Below are 21488 nucleotides of genomic sequence, written 5' to 3' on the forward strand. Positions count from 1 at the left end.
CTTAATCTATCTGTTTTACTGAAATGGATTCTAAATCCCATTTCCAGTTTTGTGTTGTTGTTTTCACTGCTAGCATGTCAATACAATCTACAGGGCAGGGCTCGACACATAAATCACAGCCAGTACATTCATCAGTTAATACAGTATGCATTTGCCTTGTTGCACCTAAAATAGCGTCTACAGGACAGGCCTGAATACATTTTGTACATCCAATGCATTCGTCTTCACGTATATATGCAACAGTTTTTATTGGCTCTTGTGCTTCGCCTCCAGCTAAAGGTGTTGCTTCCACACCCATTAAATCAGCTAATTTTTTTACTGTGGCATCGCCACCTGGTGGACACTTATTTACATCATCGCCATTTGCAATAGCCTCTGCATATGGGCGGCAGCCTGGATAGCCACATTGGCCACACTGTGTTTGCGGTAATATCTCATCAACTTGATCAACAATAGGGTTTGATTCAACTTTAAAACGTACACCAGCAAAGCCTAATATAAGTCCAAAAATAAGCGCTAAGCTTCCTAGTGCAATTAAAGCGTATATAAGTATCATAATTATAGTTTCACCAAGCCAGTAAAGCCCATAAATGCCATAGACATAAGTCCCGCTGTAATCATTGCTATTGAAGCGCCTTTAAATGGCGAAGGCACATCTGCAGCATTTAACCTTTCTCTAAGTGCTGCAAATAAAACAAGCACTAAAGAGAAGCCAATCGCAGCACCAAATCCATAAACCGCAGATTGAATAAAGTTATGATCTTTATTGATATTAAGTAAGGCGACACCTAGTACGGCACAATTAGTTGTGATCAAGGGTAAAAATATACCAAGCAAACGATAGAGGGTTGGGCTGGTTTTTCGAACGACCATTTCGGTAAATTGAACAACTACAGCAATAACAAGAATAAAGCTCATTGTTCTTAAAAATTCGAGTTCTAAGGGCATTAAAATATAATGACTAACTAAATAGCTGGCAATAGATGCTAAAGTTAAAACAAAAGTTGTGGCTAAAGACATGCCAATAGCGGTATCTAGTTTACCAGATACACCCATAAACGGACATAAGCCAAGAAATTGTATTAATACAAAGTTGTTTACCAGCACTGTAGCTATCAGTATTAGTAAGTATTCTGCCATGTTTTTTATCACCCTAAGATATAAGCGGGTTATTATCCTGTTTTCTCGGCCTTTTAACAACTGAGAACAGGTGAACAGTGAGAAAAAAATGAATTTAACGTGTTAGAAGTGTGGGGGGAGTAGGGTTTTATAAAAAGCGCCTTGATTAATTTGAACAAAGCGCTTTATTTAAAGTTTAAATATCTCTTGGTTTATCAATATAGTAGCCCTGAGCACCATCTAAACACAGTTGTTCAATAATATGTTTTTCTTCTTGGGTCTCAACGCCTTCAGCTAAAACTGTAACACCAATTCTATGGGCTAAATCTACAATTAAACGCATAAAATATTGATTGTTTTTATCTTCTTCAAGGCCTCGAGTATAGCTAGCATCCATTTTTATGAAATCAGGTTTTAAATCACGGAAAAATTTAAATGAGGTTAAGCCTACGCCAAATCTTTCTACGGTTACTCTTGAACCAACTCTGTGTGTCATATCTATAAAGCGTTTACTTGCTTTGATATTTTGTTGTAAACCAAATTCACTTATTTCAAAAATAAGTTTTGCAGCAACATTGTTATTTTTAAGCAACAATCGCTCAAGCCATATTAAAAATTGTTCGTCATGTGCACTGTGAGCAGTAATATTGATACCAAAGAACTGCTCTGATAGGTTTTTGTTTTTAATTGAATCGATTGCAGATTCAATAATCAGTCTATCCACATGAGATATTTGTCCTAGCTTTTCTGACATAGCAAAAAAAGATGCTGTAGGTAAAATTTGATCATCATTGGTTTTAAATCGGGCTAAAATTTCAGAGTAGGCTTTGGTGCTTCTATTTGTTGGCGAAATTGTTTGTATCATTAATTTAACGCGCGAACTTTCTAGTACATCATCTATGACTTGTCGCCAATTTTGATTGCCAAAGCTTGCACTGATATTACCGAGTACATCAGATGCTTTTTGAATATGCCAAGCGTTTGCTTGCTTGCTTTGGGCTAAGCTTAATGCGGTATCTAATAGAGCAAGCAATTCACCTAATGGTTTTTTTGCTTCATATGCAACCATGCCAGTATTGGCAATAGAGCTTAGTTCTGTTTTTTGTTGGTACTCAGTAAATTTTGACTGTAATGAATCACCAAATTTTTCAGCTTCTTTTAAAGGAGTATTCGGTAAAATAATGGCGAAATCAGAACTATTGATTCTATAACATTGGCTTGTTGAATATGTGCCAGTCACCTTTTGAATCAAGTTTGATACTTCTTTTATATATTCATCACCTTTTTGATAACCTCTGGTTTGGTTTATCAATTGTAATTCACTTGAACGTACTAAGGCTAAAATACCAAAACTAGGATTGTCTGTATCCTCTATATTAGTCCCATAATATTCAACAAACATATTACGGTTACCAAGATCCGTTACTGAATCTTTATATGCTTGAAATTTTATCTCTAATGCTGATTCTTGAACTTCTTTTTGTTTTTTTCTTAAAAATGAATTTAAACGTACGATACTTGGGAAAATAGAAGAAACAGCACCGTCAGCAATACTGCTATCTAACTGTTTATTTTGCTCATGATTTTTTACAAATTGATCAATCATTTTAGACATGGCTTCAGTGACATTGTTAGATGCTTTTTTTAGTGTTGATTTTAAAGTAAGAAACGGCGTGATAACCAATATTAAAGTAAATGCCATTAAGATAAATAGCGTATTTTGTGCAACATTAGCAGCTAATTGCATTTTCACTGTAAATTCAAGATTTAAACCTTGATCAGCATCTACTGCAAATTGTGTTCTAATAAAAGGGGAGAGGGCGTGTATTTCTTTTATTGTAAAAGGTAAATAAGATAAATTTTCATTTTGGTTGTAAATAATCTCACTTTTATCTTTTTGAATTTTTAATGAATCTAAATTAAATATATTTTTTATGTTATTGCCATAAACTTTTGGTTCTTCAACAAGTGGGTTTTCTCGGATATACAAGCTAATAGCACGTTGAGTTGTTAATTGTGTTTGTGCAGTGTAACTTTGAAAGGCATTTATAATCGTGTAAATTCCTGAAGAGGTTACAATTATCCAAAGTAGCACTTGAATAGATATGAATTTTTTTAACTCAACCATGGTGTATCTAATATCCGTTTTATTTAGAGTTTAAATCGAGTAAAGATTTATTGTCATATAGTAGAGTATAAAGATATGAAATGTAAATAATTTGATCTGACTTAGTCGTGGTTTTTAAGTATTTGGAATATTTTGAGTATATTTGGCTCCCCCTCCCCGACTCGAACGGGGGACCTGCGGATTAACAGTCCGTCGCTCTAACCAACTGAGCTAAGGGGGAACTAAACAATATTATCAACGTTTGGCTCCCCCTCCCCGACTCGAACGGGGGACCTGCGGATTAACAGTCCGTCGCTCTAACCAACTGAGCTAAGGGGGAACTACTACTTGATATTATCATATTTGGCTCCCCCTCCCCGACTCGAACGGGGGACCTGCGGATTAACAGTCCGTCGCTCTAACCAACTGAGCTAAGGGGGAACTACTTATGATATGTTGAAAATTTGGCTCCCCCTCCCCGACTCGAACGGGGGACCTGCGGATTAACAGTCCGTCGCTCTAACCAACTGAGCTAAGGGGGAATGGCTTGCTTCTCAACGGGGCGAAATATTAATGGCAGGGGTGCAAAGTGTCAACTAATAAAACTTTATTATTTAAAATAAATGGTTCGTTCGCTGATTTTATATTCAATAAGACTAAAAAATAGCATTTCTGTATGTATAGCGTCCAAATTTATTCCGCCGTAGATAATAAGTTTGTTGTAGAACTATCAGATTATGAGTAAAGCTAGGTAATATTTATGGCGATCAGCTAAAAATAGAAAATTTATACTGTCACTTTATATTAAAAATAAAGAAATAAGCATATTCGTAGGAAATCTTGCTATTTACATTAATCGTTATTTTCAAAGAACAGTAGCAAGCTCAGTTATTAATTACATTATCTATTTTAGATCGCCCATATAATTCACAATTAACGCTAAAAAATTTATTTGTAAGAAATGTTTTAGATAGAAATTCATTATTTTGTTTAAATACCCCTGAATATATAGGGGGTGGCGTTAGTTACCCACAGAATCTGTGGATAACTATGTTTATGGATCTTTAAGAAAGTGTTTGAGGCCTTTGTATTTGAGGTGTCTAGCAATATCAATAGGTTTTTTAAAATAAATATTTGGCAATTAAAACAGCTAGTTAGGATTGTCAAATGTTTTTATACTAATGTATCACTTTGTGTGGATACCTAAGTATCGACGTAAAGTTTTTTCTGAGCTTTACCGTGAAGCGATGAAAATTATAACTAAAAATTGGCTATGACTACGATATAGATATAGTCGAATTGGAAATACAACGGAAGATATAATTCGAAAATATGTGTAAAACCAATTGGTTTAATTGGATAAAAAATAAGCTCACGGAAATCAGTTAGGACTCTTTTAAACTCGGTCGCTTGCGGTCGATTCTTCTATAATAAAGAAAATATTACCTCTTTGCTAATTGACTATTTTAACTTGTGTACAAAAGAAGCTTTTTAAAGGTTTGTTGTTACTAACTTGTAAATAATTTCATCTTGCAGTTCTATTTTATCGCTGTTGTTAACATTTTTTGTCTTTATATGATTTTAAATAAGCTAATTTCTGTATAACTCATATTCAAACAATTAACTTGTTTTCTAAGTTGCCAAGGTTTTTACCATGTTTTAGAATAGCCGACCCCTAACAGGTGTTATTTAAATCAAAAGTAATATCAAAAATTAAGATGTGAATGATTATGAGAAACAAAACAAAATCACCTGATTTATTAAGTGCGCCAATCCCTAAAACAATGCGGGATATGACCATACCTATGATATTTGGCATGGTTACCTTAATGTTATTTAATCTTGTTGATACATTTTTTGTTAGCTTACTCGGTACCGATCCTTTAGCAGCGATCAGTTTTACTTTCCCTGTTACCTTTACAGTTATAAGCTTGGCAATAGGTTTGAGCATTGGTACTTCAGCCATAATAGCCAAAGCGTTAGGTGCGGGTAATTTAGAAGAAGCGCGTTTTGATGGAGCTGTAGCTTTAATTGTATCAGCACTATTTGTATCGGTTCTTGCATTTATAGGTTATATCTTTATTGACTCTATTTTTTCACTGTTAGGTGCAAAAGAAGACTTAATGCCACTTATTCGAGATTATATTTGTGTATGGTTTATTGGTAGCGTATTTTTAATAACACCTATGATAGGTAATGCAGTTTTAAGAGCCAGTGGAGATACTAAAACACCCAGCATGATTATGGGCTTTGCAGGGCTTATAAATGCTGTATTAGATCCCATTTTTATATTTGGATTAGGGCCAATCCCCGCTATGGGGATCCAAGGTGCTGCAATAGCAAGTGTTATTGCCTGGTCTACAGGCGTATTTCTTATTTTATACCTATTAATAATAAAGAAAAACCTCATCAGTTTAGACGCAAAAAAACAAACATTTTTGTTAGCAACAAAAAAGATGCTGAAAATAGGCTTACCAGCAGCTGGTGCTAATATGCTTACACCTATTGCAATGGCCGTTATGACTGCGCTTGTTGCTCGTCATGGGGCTGAGGCTGTAGCTGCTTTTGGAGTAGGCAGTAGAATTGAATCTATCTCTAGTATTGTTGTATTAGCTTTATCTATGACATTACCGCCTTTTATAAGTCAAAATTTTGGGGCCGCTAAATTTGATAGGGTTGCGATGGCTTATAAAACGACGCTTAAATTCATTTTAATATGGCAGTTTGCTTTATATTTACTTTTAATTGTATTTTCGGGGGTAATTGCAAATATATTTGCTTCTTCAGAAGGGGTTGTCTCGATAATAAAATTATTTATCTGGATTTTACCTTTAGGCTATGGTCTACAAGGGGTGATAATACTCTCTAATTCTTCTTTTAATGCATTACATAAACCTATGAATGCATTACTTATGAGTGTGATCCGACTATTTGTTTTTTATGTGCCATTAGCTTATTTAGGCAGCCTATACTGGGGTATTCATGGTTTATTTATCGGTGCTTTAATAGGTAATGTATTCACTGCAATCATTTCATACCGTTGGTTTTGTCAAACATTACAATCAATTGAAATCAATGAACAAATAAAGGTTTGTGAAGCATGAGTTTAACATTCAATTTAAAATCCCATTATTCACCTAGTGGCGACCAACCTCAGGCAATAGCGCAATTATGTGATGGTTTAGAATCTGGCCTTGCTCATCAAACATTAGAAGGGGCAACCGGTACAGGTAAAACCTTTACTATGGCAAATGTCATCGCCAATACAAATAGACCTACTATCATCATGGCGCATAATAAAACCTTAGCAGCGCAATTGTATGGAGAGATGAAAGAGTATTTTCCAGATAATGCGGTTGAATACTTTGTTTCTTATTATGATTATTATCAGCCTGAAGCTTATGTTGTTGCCAGTGACACCTTTATTGAAAAAGACGCATCTATCAATGAACATATAGAGCAAATGCGATTATCGGCTACTAAAGCACTCTTAGAGCAAAAAGATGTCATTATCATAGCTTCTGTTTCTGCAATATATGGTTTAGGTGATCCTGATTCATATATGAAAATGATGTTATTACTCAAGCAAGGTGACACTATAGATCAAAGAGATATGTTACGTCGCTTAGCTGAGTTGCAGTATACGCGAAATGACATTGACTTTAGCAGAGGTACTTATAGAGTTCGAGGTGAGGTTATAGATATATTTCCTGCAGAATCTGATAAGTATGCAGTTAGAGTTGAAATGTTTGATGATGAAATAGACCGTTTAAGTATTTTTGACCCTTTAACAGGTGCAGTTGACAAGTATATTGTTAGGGCAACTATTTACCCTAAAAGCCATTATGTAACACCAAGAGAAAAAATACTGGCTGCAACAGAAGAAATAAAAATAGAATTAAAACAACGCCGAGAATATTTATTAGAAAAAAATCACCTTGTTGAAGAGCAGAGGGTTGCTCAAAGAACACAATACGATCTTGAAATGATGATTGAGCTGGGATATTGCTCTGGCATTGAAAACTATAGCCGATACTTATCTGGCCGTAATCCTGGCGATCCCCCTCCAACATTATTAGATTATTTGCCTGATAACGCTTTGATGATAATAGATGAATCTCATGTTACGGTTTCTCAAATTGGCGCTATGTATAAAGGTGATAGAAGCCGTAAAGAAAATTTAGTTGAGTATGGTTTTAGGTTGCCTTCAGCTATGGATAATCGTCCAATGCGGTTTGAAGAATTTGAAGCGATTGCGCCACAACGTATTTATGTATCAGCAACCCCTGGGAATTATGAAATAGAGCATTCAACAGGTGAAGTTGCTGTACAAGTTATTCGACCAACCGGCTTATTAGATCCTATAATTGAGATCAGGCCAGTTGCAACGCAAGTCGATGATCTGCTCTCAGAAATATATAAAAAAGCCAAGTTAAAAGAGCGTGTACTGGTCACAACGTTAACCAAACGAATGGCTGAGGACTTAACTGATTATTTATCGGATCATGATGTAAAGGTGAGATACTTGCATTCAGATATTGATACTGTTGAGCGTGTGGAAATTATTAGAGATCTTAGAGCGGGTGTATTTGATGTGCTAGTAGGCATTAACTTACTTCGTGAAGGTCTAGATATGCCTGAAGTGTCATTAGTTGCTATATTAGATGCAGATAAAGAGGGTTTTTTACGCTCCGAGCGCTCGTTAATACAAACAATTGGCCGTGCAGCTAGAAATGTAAAAGGCAGAGCTATCTTATATGCTGATCGTATTACGGGCTCAATGGAAAAGGCGATTGATAAAACAAATAAACGTCGTGAAATTCAGCACGCTTATAATGTTGAACATGGTATAACGCCCACGGGCTTAAATAAAAAAATCACTGATATGATGGATGTAGGAGAGAAAGCTGAAAATAAAGTTGATACTTCTTACTTAATTCCTACCAAAGCAGTTAAAAAGCCAGTGATGGATGCGCATCAAATTGGTGCTGAAATAAAGCGTTTAGAAGCAAAAATGTTAACCCATGCCCGAGAGCTTGAATTTGAACAAGCTGCTAAGGTGCGTGATGAAATTCAACAACTACATGATAATTTAATAAATGCCTGATTTAATCAACTCTCAATCATCGAGTCCGTTTTATCCGTTATTGCAGGCATTAAGTGACTCACTTAATGCTAATATTGAAAGCTTAGATGCAATAGAATTAGAAAATGCATCTTTGGTTGATAATAAAGAACTTTGTCGTATATTTCACGGCAGGGGCCATGCGTATGAAGGGTTAAGTCACTTAAATCTAGACTTTTATTCCCCTTACTTATTTTTAATTTCATATATAGATGTAGCACCTCAGCTCCTTGAAAGTTTAACTCAGTTGATATGGCTGCATGTTAAGGAATCAAATAATCCAAATATTAAAGGTTTGATATATCAACAAAGAGCTGGAAGAGATACACATACTCAAGTTATTCAGGGAGAAGACCCTAAAAGCTTTGAAATACAAGAGCTAGGACTAAAATATCAAGTTGAATTAACAGGTAGTCAAAATACTGGTATTTTTCCAGATATGAAAGTAGGAAGGGCTTGGACTAAAGCACAAGCTGCAGATACTAAAGTACTTAACCTATTTTCTTATACGTGTGGTTTCTCTTTAGCTGCTATGGCCGGTGGTGCTAAACAAGTCATTAATATGGATATGAATAAAGGGGTATTACGGACAGGTAAAATAAATCATGAACTCAATGGATTTACTCGAAATGTGAGTTTTTATCCCCATGATATTTTAAAATCATTTGGAAAGTTAAAGAAATTAGGTCCATTTGATTTAGTGATTGTAGATCCGCCAAGCTTTCAAAAAGGCAGTTTTGTTTTGACAAAAGACTATCAAAAAATATTAAGACGTTTACCTGAAATATTAACTGATGGCGCACAGTTATTGTTATGTGCAAACAGCCCTGAATTAAACTTACAGGCTTTTAAAAACTTAATATCAGAGCACGCAGGTGAAAAGTTTATATTTAAGCAGCGTCTTGATCCGGCACCTAATTTTGTTGAATTAGATGACGACCGCAGCTTAAAGGCTTTGATATATAAATTTGAAAGTTAATATTTCATAAGCTTTATAAGTTATTAATATCCTTTTGAACTGAATAACCTTCATCAGTCACAATTTTTTCGAGTACTTGTATTCTATTTTCTAAAATTGTGACTTTTTGTTCTAAAGTCTCATTTCTCTTATCATTTTCCTGGCTTAAATTAAAAGTTTTTTCTTTGAACTCTAAGTGTTTTTTATACATATCGTACATAACACCAAAGCCAACAGAGATAAAAACGATCAAAACTATCATAGTTGTGCCTGTCATAGGTTACGCCTTATTTTTTGTGGATATAAATGTGTTGGCTAAATTACTAATAGTCTCAATGTCTTGCTGTAATTGATCCATTTGAGTCGCAACGTCTTCAGTTTGCTGCCAATTTAGCTCTGATGTTTGTTTTATTTCAATAACATGATTATTTATTTCATTTGAAACTGAACTTTGCTCTTCAGCTGCCGTCGCAATTTGCATTGATAATCCTGATAATTGTAGCAAGCATTTCTGATAAACTTGTATGGACATGCACGGCTGTTTCTTGAGTACGAGAAGAAACAGCTCCTTACTTTATCAGCTACCACAGCAAATCCTCGGCCATGCTCTGCAGCTCTTGCTGCTTCAATAGCTGCATTCAAGGCAAGGAGATTAGTTCGGGTTTGCTCAGTTCATTTATGTACCTTATTTATAATATCTCATATTGGCTTAGTTACATCTGGAGTTCGCTCTAAAATTGCTTTTATTTCTGTTTTCAATAGGTTCATATTAAAATAAAATGCACTGGCTGCTCCTTTACCAAAATATACTTGTCGGCTTACGCTATCAAAGGTAGATTACACTTTTTGTGCTTTTCTTGCCATCGGAATAATATCTTGAGAAATTAAGCTTAGAATAACCGATAAAGTAAAACGATGTGAGCGAGTAAACTCAAAAGTGAGTGATTTGCCATGAAAATCCTTTTTCCTAAAGTGGTTTTTACTTCATCTTTAACTGAAGCGGGCATATCAGGTGAGTAGAGATCTCTACTGTTTTTACCAAGCAATTCATCTTGAGATTAACCTAAATTTTGGCAGTAATCAGAATTAACATAAGTATATTCACCATGTGTATTTATCAGTGAAATTAGCTGAATGTTTGTACCTGTCATTTGATTACCTTTATCTATATATCAAGCATCTAATATTATTCTAAAGCAAAAATAACTGGATAGTAAATGATTCTAATCAGATTAAGGTCAGATAGGGTTAGATAATATTTTTATTGGATATAGGTTAGTGTGAAAATTGAAGAGTTAGTGAAGTTACGGTATTAGGAATTATTTATAGCATCTATATACCCTTGGGCGAATGCTGCATGGGGACTTTTATATTGCATAGTCCCAGATTGGCTCTCATGTAGCTTATCTAAATCTATATTAAGTGATTCTTCTTTATTTTCTCCTGCTTTAAAGCCTTTCTCATAAGCACATCCTGCGCATTTATACTTACCCGCACCATTTTTATCATGAGGTAAAGAATCAAGGAGAGACCAATGATGATGATTTTTAGTACATATTTTCATGGTTTCTCCTAAAATAACTACATGTAATTAATGTAAGTTATTTTGTTTTTTCTTGTGTTTTTCTTGTGTTTTTTTCGTTTGTTCTTCTGTAACTTCTTTTGCACACAAAGGGTAAGGTGAGCAATTCATGATAGTTACCGTACCTGTATTTTTATTATCTATTTGCTTATCTATATTTTTTAAATCAATTAATGGTGCAGCTTGAGCTAAAAATGGCATTGCCATAACTAATGATGCTAAAAGTGAGATTTTTTTAAATGTGTTTTTCATAACAATACCTATATGACTAATTAATGTTTCTGCCATAAGATAATGATTTAATTCCGCAATTTTACATTGCGGAATTATTGTTTTTGTTATTTATAAACTTGTTTTTATTTTCATCTTGGCAACATAGGTATTATTTAAATTTCTTTTGGTATAGAGTAACCGGTTATTAGATAAGCTAAATCGACCAACAGAAAATTCACCTTTAAATAGTTCCGTTTGTTTTTTTGTCATTAAATTTAACTTATAAAACTTATTGTGTTTGGTGTAATAAAGGTTATTTTCATAAACTTCCCATTCATAATAATCAGCAAAGTTAGTGTTTAAAATACGGTAAGAATCTTGCTCTATATGCCAATCGTCTGTTAATTTATAAATACCATCTACACCAAGCTTACTGACATAATACTGATTATTCTTACAATCAGATTTAACTGAATTAATAGAAGCTTGTAGTTTTTCCTTAGTACCATTTTTACTGTTGATTAAGTACAGATTAGATTCACCCTTACTGTGGAATATGGTTAAAATTGAATCTTTACTTGAACATAGCCAAATAGGGCTTTTAATATATTCATTCTTTTTAGTTATTTCACTAATTGTTTTCGACTTAATATCTATTGAAAAAAGCTGGTGATTTTTAGTAAATAATAATTGAGATGCATCAAATGACAATTTTAAATTAGATAATAAATGAGTTTCTTTAAAATTAGTAAGTTGATAAATTTCATTTGTATCAGAAATCCAAAGTTGGTTTTTACCTGTTCTATTTGATACAAATGCAGTTATATCTTCGTTGCCTTCAGATTGTGAGGCTGCAAAGTCATTAAAACTTGATGATATTAAATTTGAGGCAAGAGTATCATTAGCTGCTAAGTTTAATTGTTTTATATCTGATGTATAAAAGTCACCAATTATCAGTAATAGCTCATTATCTGAGATGATTTTAGGACCTATAATTTGTTCACTTGATTGATACAAAGGTGTTACTTTGAGAGAGTCAATATTAATTGAACTTAAAGTATAATTTTCATTAACAAATACGATTGAATCAGCTGTAGGATTCCAGTCTATTTGATATGGTACATGGCTAAAGCTGGTTAAAAACTTCACTTCACCACTTATTAAATTTAGGTACATTAATTCATGTTTAGTATTGGTAATTGATCTTATAAATGCTAGCTTATGACCGCTGTTATCTAAACTTAAACTATAGTCACCATAGTGTTTTATAGGAGGTGCAGTTAATGTTTCTTCTTGTTTCGTATCTAAATTAAACCTTTTAATAACAAAAGGTTCTGTATCATTAAGTTTATATGAAAAATAGATCCAAGTGTTATCAATAGCTAAAGGGCTCATGCTTAAAATATTACCACAGCTAGTAATTTTGTTAGTTTTGTTTAAGTTCAAATCCTTATCAATAGCAACGCTTTTAATGAGACATTTCTCTTTAATAAAATTTTGGTAAAAAAGGGTTTTACCATCTTTAGACCATTTAGGAGATGTAGTGTAATTATCATCGATAGAAATTGTTTTATTTGTATTAATATTTTTAACCATGACTTGCATGTTTGAATCAGCATTGGTTTTGTGAACAAATGCTAATAATTTTTTATCCGGTGAAAGGTCTGCACTTAACTCCCAACCCTCTTGATATGTTAAAGGCAGTGGTGTTACTGAATTAGATATATTGATATTGGTGGGCGGTGTACTATTAATTTCTTTATTTTTAAAAATAATAAATGAAACTAAAATTATGATAAACCCAATTGCAATAAAGGAAGTTATTGCGTTTTTGGAATAACGCATCTTATGAGTTAAGTCACTAGCTGACGATTCCGGTACTGATATCTTTATTGTTTCAGGCTCTACAATTTCCTTTTCTATAAACTTAATTTCTGATACGAGTGAATAACCTATTTTTGGGTGTGTTTTAATATAGTCATTTTTTTCACCACCAAGTACTTTTCTTAATCTTGAAACAACAGCATTGATTGTGAGTTCTTCAACTATTCTGCCAAACCAAACAGTTTCAATAAGTTGATCTCGATTAACTACTTGAGAGTGATTTTCTATTAAAAACTGTAAGAGTAAGCACTGTTTATTTTCAAGTGTTACAGTCTCATCAGTGCCATCATCCTTGCGTAATGATTTAGTGCTAGGATCAAAAATCCAGTCTTTTATTTTTATAAGATCATGTTTACTCAATGACTTTACTACCAAATAATGAATAATTTACTACTACATGTAGTCTAAAGGTTTTTGCATTATATTTCTCTGAGAATTTAGTGTGAATTTCCCTTTATTTGAAACTTTAACTAAAAGTATACCATGTTTTTTTTTTGGGTACTTGTTGAATTTAAAAATTTCTGGATGAAATTTTTATGAGGAATAAACTTTATCAGAAACAGAGTAATTCGTGATAATAACTGAAATTAAATATGTAACAGGCAAATACCTTCCTGTATTACCAGTTAATGATCTCACAGGTGAAGTGGATGATAAATTTAGCACAACTTCCTAGCTTACTCTCGCAGGTAATAGTGCCTTTTAAAGATTGTGTTACTAAGTTATAAACAATATTTAACCCCAATCCACTGCCTCCTTGGCCTCTCTTAGTGGTAAAAAATAGTTCAAATAACTTTGGTAAATTTTTTGCTTTCAATTCCACAACCTGAATCTTGAAATTTTAATACCAACATGTGCTTTTCTTGCGAGATATGAATTGAGATATGCCCACTGTCTAAAGTTTCAAAACCAGAATAATCGCATTTATAACTAAAATTTATTAAATTGTGGATAATAAAACTCTTCGCTAAAAATTATTTCATGTTTTTTTATTGAATTACAAATAGAACAGTTATGTTTTGATAAATTTTCTGGATGAAATAATATATGAACTGGTTGATGGATTGCATCAATTAAAGCTGTATTGATTATTTTCACTGCTGATTGATTTAATTGTGATATATCACCATTACTGTCAATTAGAATAGTGGGTTGATGGATTGCATCATAGCTATTTGAATTTTTAGTTAATAAAGTGAAAGGTTTTTTTAAAATTGTTTGTACAATCGCTTGATAAACCATCCAAAATGATAAAAATTTAAATATATGTCCAATAACAAAGCTGTACCTGTAAAATCTGTGTAAAAAGTAAAATATGCTTCAGCTATAATTGTCAGTATTAAAGATAAATATAAATATAAATAATTACTTTTTTGGTTATTAAATTTCGTTTTGCGTAAATAATTGAAATGGTGAAGAGTTTAGATCATATACTGATAGCTATGATCTAAATCAAGTGAGATTTTAATATTTATTATACTTCGTATTCTATTGGATCAATGACATTATTAAGTTTAAACGCTTCCAATCTTTCTTGGCATGCACCACATTTACCACACGCCTTTTCACGACCGTTATAACAAGTCCAAGTTTGGCTGTAATCTAAATTCATTTTTAGACCATCAGTTAAAATATCAATTTTGCTATTTTTAAGGTATGGGCTAACAATCTCAACTTCATCATAGTTAGCGATACGACACACATCATCCATCTTTTTAACAAACTCTGGGCGACAATCAGGGTAAATGGCATGATCACCAGAATGTGCGCCATAATAAACTTTACATGCTTTTAGTGACACAGCATAACCAACAGCTAATGACAGTAAGATCATATTACGGTTAGGCACTATGGTACTTTTCATATTTTCAGCTTCGTAATGACCTTCAGGAACTTCAATATCATCAGTTAAAGAAGAGCCTCCAATTATTTGATTTATAGCTGAAATATCAACGATTTTATGATGAACATCCAAGCCTTTACAGGCTACTGCTGCCACATCAAGTTCCTTAACATGTCGCTGTCCGTAATCGAATGATAATGCATAAACTTCATAGCCATCTCTTAAGGCTTTGTTCAATACGGTATATGAATCCATTCCACCGGAATAAATAACAACAACTTTTTGCGACATATTTCTCAGACTCTCGTATAATAGATGTTTTGTCAGGGCGCGATATTCTACACCTACGCTTTGATAATGACAATTTTAGTTTATATCGAGAGCGAAAACCCTTTTGTACAAAATCAATGAAATATTCGAAACTATCCAAGGTGAAGCTAGTTTTACTGGTACACCTTCTATTTTTATCCGCTTACAGGGATGCCCTGTAGGTTGTTCTTGGTGTGATACCAAGCAGACTTGGGAAGCATCTGATGTTTATAAAGTTGATTTACAAAAAACTGTAGAGAAAAAAGCAGATTCAGAACTGTGGGCTGATAGCTCTGCTGAGAAAATCATTTCTTTAATTAAAGATAAAGGTTATCAGGCGAAACATATTGTGATCACCGGAGGTGAGCCATGTATGTTTGATTTGAACCCGATGTGCGAATTGTTACACGATAATGGCTTTTCAACGCAGTTAGAAACAAGCGGAACTTTTGAGATTAAAGTACCAGAAAAAACTTGGGTGACAGTATCACCTAAGATCAATATGCGCGGTGGTTATCCCGTTTTAAAATCAGCAATGCTCAGAGCAAATGAAATTAAACACCCCATTGCGATGATGAAACATGTTGAAGAACTAGAAGATTTATTAGAGGAAATGGGTATTCAACCAGCGTTAGTGTACTTACAGCCTATTAGCCAAAAAGCAAAAGCAACACGGTTGGCTGTAGATGTATGTATCGCTAAAAATTGGCGCTTATCAGTGCAAGTACATAAGTATCTAGGCATTAATTAAGAAACTTGAAACCAAGTTTCTTAATTTGTTATTTTTACAGGTGGGTAAGTATTTCCCCTAGCTAAGCTGGCTTAATAAAATATCGCCTTGTGTCTTTTTACAAGGTGAGATTTTATCTGGTTGTTTGTTTACAAGTATTTATAAAGTGTCTGTAAACAGGATTATCTTTCATATTTCTTTTCATCGCCAGGTACATAGGACGTGTTAATCCTAAGGCACCTAAAGGTATTGATTTTATTAAACCTTGGCTCTCGTATGGCGTGACTAACCAATCTGGTAATGCCGCAACTCCCATTCCAGCACTCACTAATTGAAAAATTAATAATCCTTGATCAACCGTTTTTAAATTGCCGTCATAGCGGGCATTTTGTATGAAATATTTAAATATATCTTGGCGTTGACGTGGGATAGGATATGAGATGATAGTCTCGTCTTTTAAATCAAGCGCCGTCACATAGGCTTTTTTAGCAAGCTCATGATCCGGTGATACAATTAATTTTAATTTGAAATCAAACATATGCGCATATTCTAGGTGCTCAGGTTCGCGCATGTCAGACGTTAAAACTAAATCAAGCTCATCATTTAATAATTCAGGTATCGCGTCATAACTAAAGCCTCTTTCATAATCAATTTTTATATCAGGCCAAAAGTTATTAAATTCTTTTATTGTAGGTAAAAGCCAATGAAAACAAGCGTGGCATTCAACACTGAGCCTAAGCTGAGAAATAGGCTGATTTAAACTTTCTTTTATTCGGCATTTTGTTGCTTCTACCTTAGGTAATACTTCTTGAGCAAGCTCAATCAGTAGCATGCCTTGAGGTGTAAATCGAACTGGATGAGTTTTACGCTCAAATAGTTGGCAATCAAGCTTATTTTCTAGGTCTTTAATTTGGTGAGATAATGCAGATTGAGTTAAAAATAATTCGCGAGCAGTATTAACCAAAGAACCTGTTTCTTTGAGTGTTGAAAGTGTTTTTAAATGCTTTACATCAATCATCTTTAATTTTTCTCATCTTGTTGGTTGTATTTAATACGAACTCAAACATCTTATAGCTTATTTAATACTCTTTCAACATCTAGATGGCTATAACTTATAATTTATCTATTTAATTTGTACTTTTTTTGTTCTAAATCCTAGTTGGTAGTAATTTAATTCATTTTTGATTTCTATTTTTTATTTTTTCATCTTTAATATGCTGAATTTAATTCAACAGAAGATCGTGTTTGAGTTGAATTAAACTAATTTAGAAGTGAATGAGGGCAAAGAGAGAAGTGAGGTTGTTTTTTGTTTAAATTAAATTTGTTTACCAAATAATTTAGCTGCATCCTTAGCATGCAAAGGTTTTGCTTTTAAATAACCTTGACCGTAATTACAACTGGTAAGTTTTAATATATCTAGCTGTTCTTGTGTTTCAATTCCCTCAGCAACAACCTCTAAATTAAGTGATTCTGCTAAAGTTAATATAGCGTCTACAAGGGGGTTTTTATGGCCATTTTTTAGATTATCGATAAAACTTTTATCAATCTTCAATACTTGAATTGGCAATTGATGTAAATATCCTAATGCAGAATAGCCTGTACCAAAATCGTCTAAGTAAAGTTTTAAGCCTAAAGATTTTAACCCTTCAATGATTTGCGTTGCTAATGATAGGTTTTCAATTAAACCTGACTCGGTAATTTCAATGCATAAAGAGCCAGTTTTTAACTGATATGTTTCATATAGCTTTCTTATAAAGGTGACAAAATCTAAGCTAGAAAAGTGTCTTGATGATACATTTACAGTAATTGTAAAGTCGTTATTAGTTTGTGTTTGCCAAATTGATATTTGTTTGGCTGCTTGGTCAAGTAAATACAAATCAAGTTGTAATATTTGACCACTATCTTCAGCAGCCTTAATAAAATCGTTTGGTAAAACAAAGCCTTTAGTTGGGTGGTGCCAACGAACTAATGCTTCAAATCCCGTTACTAAATTAGTCGCAACCTCAAATATAGGTTGGTAAAAGAGTTCAAACTCATTATTTTCAATACCATTTTGTATGTCACTTTCTAAAATGGCAGCGCCTTTCATTTTATTGCGCATTGATTCATTAAAGACTTGAGATTGTCCTCTGCCTAATGACTTGGCTTCATACATTGCAGTATCCGCACATTGCAATACTTGATATGCTAAGTCTGTTGAATTGATGGCATAAGAGATACCTATGCTAGTAGAGGCTTTTAGAATGTGACCATCAACGATAAGAGGCTCAGATAAAGAGGCTTTGATCCGCTCTACTAAGTTAGCTACTTGTGATTCGCTGTCTAAATCTTCCATTAATATTGCAAATTCATCTCCTCCCAAACGGGCGAATGTATCAACTTGACGGATGTTTTCATTAATTTTTTTACAAATTTTAATTAGAAAATGATCGCCTACTTGGTGGCCTAAAGTGTCATTTATAATTTTGAATCTATCAAAGTCTAAATATAATAAAGCATGGAATTTTAAATCGGGCTGCCTGTCTAAGCGGTTTATTCCTTGCTCTAAGCGATCAATCAATAATGATCTATTTGCAAGGCCTGTTAATTGATCATGCATGGCTTTATGAGTAAGCGCTTTATGTGTAAGTTCTTTATCTATCGCTAAACTGACTTGCCTGCTTATGTATGTCAAAATATCTTGATCGCGATGGCTATAAGCAATGTTATTATCATAGCTTTGGGTCACGATAAGACCATTAAATTGCTCATTTATTTCAAATGGCACGCCTAACCATGAATGAGGGGAGTCACCAACTAATTGAAAGTGTTTTTTTGCAAGATGAGATTTAAAATCCGCTTTACTTAGCAACAAAGAGGTCTTCGTTTTTAGCATATAGGCAGAAGCTGTGTTATTGGTTTGTTCGGCAGAGAATACTCTTATATCTGAACTACGTATTCCAGCTTCTAGAATATAAGGTAACTCTAATTGTTTTGTTTTTTTATTAAATAATCCGATAAATAAATTTTTAGCATTAAGCAAGGAATTGATTATTTCATGAAGATTCTCGTAAAACTCAGCCATATTACAGGCTTCGTAAGTTAGATTTGCTATTTTTAGCAGCCCTTGCTCAAGCTTTTGTGCTTCATTGAGCTGAACAACGGTTTTATTTAAGTCGATTAATGTTTGGCATTGATTTATTTTTGTACTTAACATTAAAGCCACGGTTGTTAATATTTCTAAATGACTTCCATTAAAATAATTTTTTTGTGGGTGCTCGCAGTCAATCACACCAATCACATTATTATTGTCGATCAAAGGTACGCAAATCTCTGACTTTGCGGGTGTAATATCCGGTAAATATCTATCACTAAGAGATAAATCATTGATCATTTGTGGTTGCCCTGAAACTGCAACATGACCTGTATTGCCTAAAGAAAAGGGAATTTTATTTTGTTTAATGTAATATTGACCATCGTCATTCGTTTTACCCATCGCAGCTACTTGTTTTAACTCTTGCTTTTCATGATCAGCTAAATAGATAACACAATCAGGAAACCCAAGTTTACTAACAACTTCATTTACGACATAGCTGAACAGTTGTTCAAGGTTATTAATTTGAATTAAAGATAACGAGAATTGATTAATGATGCTTAGCTGCTGGGATTTTTGTTCTAAAGGATCTAATAAGTCAGATGGTTTAGTATTGTTATTTGCATCATTAACTTTAGGCATATCAAACATCATTAAGTGTAAAGTTTTATTATGATCATCATTGGAAGAATATTCAAATGAAAATACCTTATCATTTGTTATAGAAGTGTAAAGGCATGTGCTTAGCCTTTACACTTTTGCATACATACTAATGTATAGCTTTAAAGAATATGATTATGTTTTTGAGTTAGCTTTAAAGACTTTGGCATTAAATAATCGCGATATAAATATCTATATAACTTTTTAGGGCTTTTATCTTTTTTAACTTGAAGGTCTTTGTTAGCACCATTTTTTAGCTGTTTATCTAAAAATGCAACAAAACCAGCTTGATGTTTTTGAGCAAGGCTATCTAATTGTGCTTTATAACCATCAAAAAAATCATTTTTTAAATGTTGAGATAATAGCTGAACACCTTGAAGATCAACCTGGCTTAAATAGTTAATTGCTAAATATGACCATTTATATACGCGTTTACTCCCATCAATATAGGTAGTCGCAAATATCTCTTCTAAAGTAGGCCATTCTTCTTTAGCAGTTTCTTTTGCTTCTTGGTAGGCTTTAGGGTTAACTTTTTGTCTTGAAACCAATTCAGCCAAGCCTTCGCTCCACCAGACCAAATGTGAAGGAAAATGACCAAAACTACCATATTTGCTAAAACGACCATCAAGGTAATGTACATATTCATGATTTAAGTTCCATACTTTAAAATCAGGACGTTGCCAAAATACCTCATAAGAATAAAATGTTGCTTGATTATTTGGATCGCTCGGAGTGCCTTCGATATACATACCACCATTATCCGTATGGATATCAAATACCATTTGACCGTATTGATTATATTGGCTGTAATTATCAAAAATCACAACTCGTAATGATTGATTATGATCATTTGCTGCTGGTTGATTTTTTGTATTTAACAAAGAATGAAATTGGCTTTCTTGTGATGTTAACTTATTGCAGCTTGTTTCAAGTTGTGACTTATTCATTTCGTTGGCGCGAATAAATAAACTATCAGAGCATTGGTGATTGATAGGCAATGCTTCATCAATTGTAGGGAATGAACATTTACCTTCAAAATCACTGTTACATTCTGATAACCCTCTAAAGCTATTCACTAAATACCTTTGTGAAAATAAAAATTGCTTTTTATTCAACTCAAGTTCCATATTATCAACTAGTTGCCATACATGGGTATCTAATTGTTTTTTAGCACCTTCATGTAATATTTTATGTTGATAAGCGAGTGCCCAAAGTGCATGTTCAGCTTGCCAACCGCTTTGTTTGATTAAAGCTTTTAAACTCGGTAGCCAGTTTTGATTTGCTAAAATTGCACCAGCAAGTACTTTATTGTTTTTAGCTTCATAGGTTAAAAAGGCCATAGCTCTGATCAGTTCCCATTTAGCATACTGAGAAGGCGAGTTTTCAATATCAATAGGTAACTGTACAAGTTGTGATAAAGTATTTAAATGAGGTCCTACTTTAGCACTCAAAATATCTTGGTTATAAAAACGATAAAGGGCTACAGCATAATGCTCAACTAATCGTGCGTTACTATTGTGGTTCAGGTTTAATAAACCTGATTTATTTAAGGTCGTTAAGGCTTGTTCTAGTTGTAACCAACTTGAGTCGGTTATTTGCTTAGTATCTCCATAATAACTAAAACCACGTAGGAAATATAAAAGTGAATCAAGCTCTGAATTATTAAATTTATTTTCACTTAAATAAATGATGCGTTCAGTTACTTTATTTAGGTGCTCAGATGTTGTTAACTCAAAGCTCCAGTTGTCTTTAGCATCAAGTATTTGCATTACTTTAATATCAGCAGGTGATATTTCAGTATTATCTAGAGTGCTGTTACAGGCACTTAGCAATGATAAACATAATGCGCTGCTTAAAAGAGATAGTTTATTTTTTATCATAGTGG

The 21488-nt window shown here is 33.4% G+C and carries 19 protein-coding genes, 4 tRNA genes and 1 pseudogene; 5 read left to right on the plus strand and 19 right to left on the minus strand.

Going from position 1 to position 21488, the window contains the following annotated elements:
• Nucleotide 1: 1 nt before the first annotated feature.
• The 7 genes from rsxB to PSA_RS07925 all read right to left on the minus strand — a co-directional run bounded on the left by rsxB (nt 2) and on the right by PSA_RS07925 (nt 3768).
• Nucleotides 2-556, minus strand: a complete 555-nt coding sequence (gene rsxB, locus PSA_RS07895) for an electron transport complex subunit RsxB (RefSeq protein WP_042149949.1) — start codon at nt 554-556, stop codon at nt 2-4.
• Nucleotides 557-558: 2 nt separating this feature from the next.
• Nucleotides 559-1140, minus strand: a complete 582-nt coding sequence (gene rsxA / locus PSA_RS07900; RefSeq protein WP_042149947.1) for an electron transport complex subunit RsxA — start codon at nt 1138-1140, stop codon at nt 559-561.
• Between the two features lie 175 nt (nt 1141-1315).
• Complete coding sequence (locus tag PSA_RS07905; protein ID WP_042149944.1) at nt 1316-3247, minus strand: EAL domain-containing protein; 1932 nt, start codon at nt 3245-3247, stop codon at nt 1316-1318.
• Nucleotides 3248-3390: 143 nt separating this feature from the next.
• A tRNA-Asn gene (locus tag PSA_RS07910) sits at nt 3391-3467 on the minus strand.
• A gap of 22 nt (nt 3468-3489) precedes the next feature.
• Nucleotides 3490-3566, minus strand: a tRNA-Asn gene (locus PSA_RS07915).
• Between the two features lie 24 nt (nt 3567-3590).
• Nucleotides 3591-3667 (minus strand) — tRNA-Asn (locus PSA_RS07920).
• A 24-nt stretch (nt 3668-3691) separates the two neighbouring features.
• A tRNA-Asn gene (locus PSA_RS07925) sits at nt 3692-3768 on the minus strand.
• 639 nt (nt 3769-4407) lie between these two features.
• On the opposite strand from PSA_RS07925, the gene PSA_RS27135 reads away from it, so the two are divergent.
• From PSA_RS27135 to PSA_RS07940, 4 genes are all read left to right on the plus strand, one after another.
• Nucleotides 4408-4503 (plus strand): transposase, encoded by a 96-nt coding sequence (locus PSA_RS27135; protein WP_082305663.1) that lies wholly within the window; start codon nt 4408-4410, stop codon nt 4501-4503.
• A gap of 453 nt (nt 4504-4956) precedes the next feature.
• The gene (locus PSA_RS07930; protein WP_042149989.1) at nt 4957-6330 is read left to right on the plus strand and encodes an MATE family efflux transporter; all 1374 of its coding nucleotides are present in this window, start codon (nt 4957-4959) and stop codon (nt 6328-6330) included.
• A complete protein-coding gene (gene uvrB / locus PSA_RS07935; RefSeq protein ID WP_042149941.1) occupies nt 6327-8333 on the plus strand; it encodes an excinuclease ABC subunit UvrB in 2007 nt (668 codons plus the stop codon). Before PSA_RS07930 ends, uvrB begins: the two co-directional genes overlap by 4 nt.
• Nucleotides 8326-9330: a class I SAM-dependent methyltransferase gene (locus PSA_RS07940; RefSeq protein WP_082305664.1), complete on the plus strand. Its 1005-nt coding sequence runs from the start codon at nt 8326-8328 to the stop codon at nt 9328-9330. The genes uvrB and PSA_RS07940 overlap by 8 nt, the downstream gene beginning before the upstream one ends.
• Before the next feature lie 13 nt (nt 9331-9343).
• Here the strand turns inward: PSA_RS07940 and PSA_RS07945 are convergent, their stop codons facing one another.
• From PSA_RS07945 to queC, 9 genes and pseudogenes are all read right to left on the minus strand, one after another.
• Complete coding sequence (locus tag PSA_RS07945; protein WP_042149939.1) at nt 9344-9586, minus strand: hypothetical protein; 243 nt, start codon at nt 9584-9586, stop codon at nt 9344-9346.
• A 3-nt stretch (nt 9587-9589) separates the two neighbouring features.
• Entirely contained in the window at nt 9590-9790 is a 201-nt protein-coding gene (locus PSA_RS25805; RefSeq protein WP_042149937.1) for a hypothetical protein, read from the minus strand.
• Nucleotides 9791-9815: 25 nt separating this feature from the next.
• Nucleotides 9816-9969, minus strand: a pseudogene (locus PSA_RS25810) (methyl-accepting chemotaxis protein); the annotation flags it as partial.
• A 652-nt stretch (nt 9970-10621) separates the two neighbouring features.
• Nucleotides 10622-10873 carry a hypothetical protein gene (locus tag PSA_RS07955; RefSeq protein WP_042149933.1) on the minus strand — a complete coding sequence of 84 codons (252 nt, stop codon included), beginning with the start codon at nt 10871-10873 and terminating at the stop codon, nt 10622-10624.
• A 27-nt stretch (nt 10874-10900) separates the two neighbouring features.
• A complete protein-coding gene (locus PSA_RS07960) occupies nt 10901-11143 on the minus strand; it encodes a hypothetical protein (RefSeq protein WP_127924197.1) in 243 nt (80 codons plus the stop codon).
• A 90-nt stretch (nt 11144-11233) separates the two neighbouring features.
• Entirely contained in the window at nt 11234-13348 is a 2115-nt protein-coding gene (locus PSA_RS07965; RefSeq protein WP_042149927.1) for a winged helix-turn-helix domain-containing protein, read from the minus strand.
• Nucleotides 13349-13607: 259 nt separating this feature from the next.
• A complete protein-coding gene (locus PSA_RS07970) occupies nt 13608-13811 on the minus strand; it encodes an ATP-binding protein (RefSeq protein WP_042149923.1) in 204 nt (67 codons plus the stop codon).
• 107 nt (nt 13812-13918) lie between these two features.
• The gene (locus PSA_RS07975; RefSeq protein WP_337590001.1) at nt 13919-14305 is read right to left on the minus strand and encodes an MASE3 domain-containing protein; all 387 of its coding nucleotides are present in this window, start codon (nt 14303-14305) and stop codon (nt 13919-13921) included.
• Between the two features lie 157 nt (nt 14306-14462).
• The gene (gene queC, locus PSA_RS07980; protein ID WP_042149916.1) at nt 14463-15122 is read right to left on the minus strand and encodes a 7-cyano-7-deazaguanine synthase QueC; all 660 of its coding nucleotides are present in this window, start codon (nt 15120-15122) and stop codon (nt 14463-14465) included.
• Between the two features lie 103 nt (nt 15123-15225).
• Between queC and queE the strand changes: the two genes are divergently transcribed.
• Nucleotides 15226-15891, plus strand: a complete 666-nt coding sequence (queE, locus tag PSA_RS07985; protein WP_042149913.1) for a 7-carboxy-7-deazaguanine synthase QueE — start codon at nt 15226-15228, stop codon at nt 15889-15891.
• A 112-nt stretch (nt 15892-16003) separates the two neighbouring features.
• Here the strand turns inward: queE and PSA_RS07990 are convergent, their stop codons facing one another.
• The 3 genes from PSA_RS07990 to PSA_RS08000 all read right to left on the minus strand — a co-directional run bounded on the left by PSA_RS07990 (nt 16004) and on the right by PSA_RS08000 (nt 21483).
• Nucleotides 16004-16888 carry a LysR substrate-binding domain-containing protein gene (locus tag PSA_RS07990; RefSeq protein ID WP_042149909.1) on the minus strand — a complete coding sequence of 295 codons (885 nt, stop codon included), beginning with the start codon at nt 16886-16888 and terminating at the stop codon, nt 16004-16006.
• A 297-nt stretch (nt 16889-17185) separates the two neighbouring features.
• Nucleotides 17186-19585, minus strand: a complete 2400-nt coding sequence (locus PSA_RS07995; RefSeq protein ID WP_042149984.1) for an EAL domain-containing protein — start codon at nt 19583-19585, stop codon at nt 17186-17188.
• A gap of 140 nt (nt 19586-19725) precedes the next feature.
• Nucleotides 19726-21483, minus strand: a complete 1758-nt coding sequence (locus PSA_RS08000; protein ID WP_042149907.1) for a collagenase — start codon at nt 21481-21483, stop codon at nt 19726-19728.
• Between the last annotated feature and the right edge of the window lie 5 nt (nt 21484-21488).

The sequence above is a fragment of the Pseudoalteromonas sp. '520P1 No. 423' genome (genome assembly GCF_001269985.1).
Taxonomy (GTDB): Bacteria; Pseudomonadota; Gammaproteobacteria; order Enterobacterales; family Alteromonadaceae; genus Pseudoalteromonas.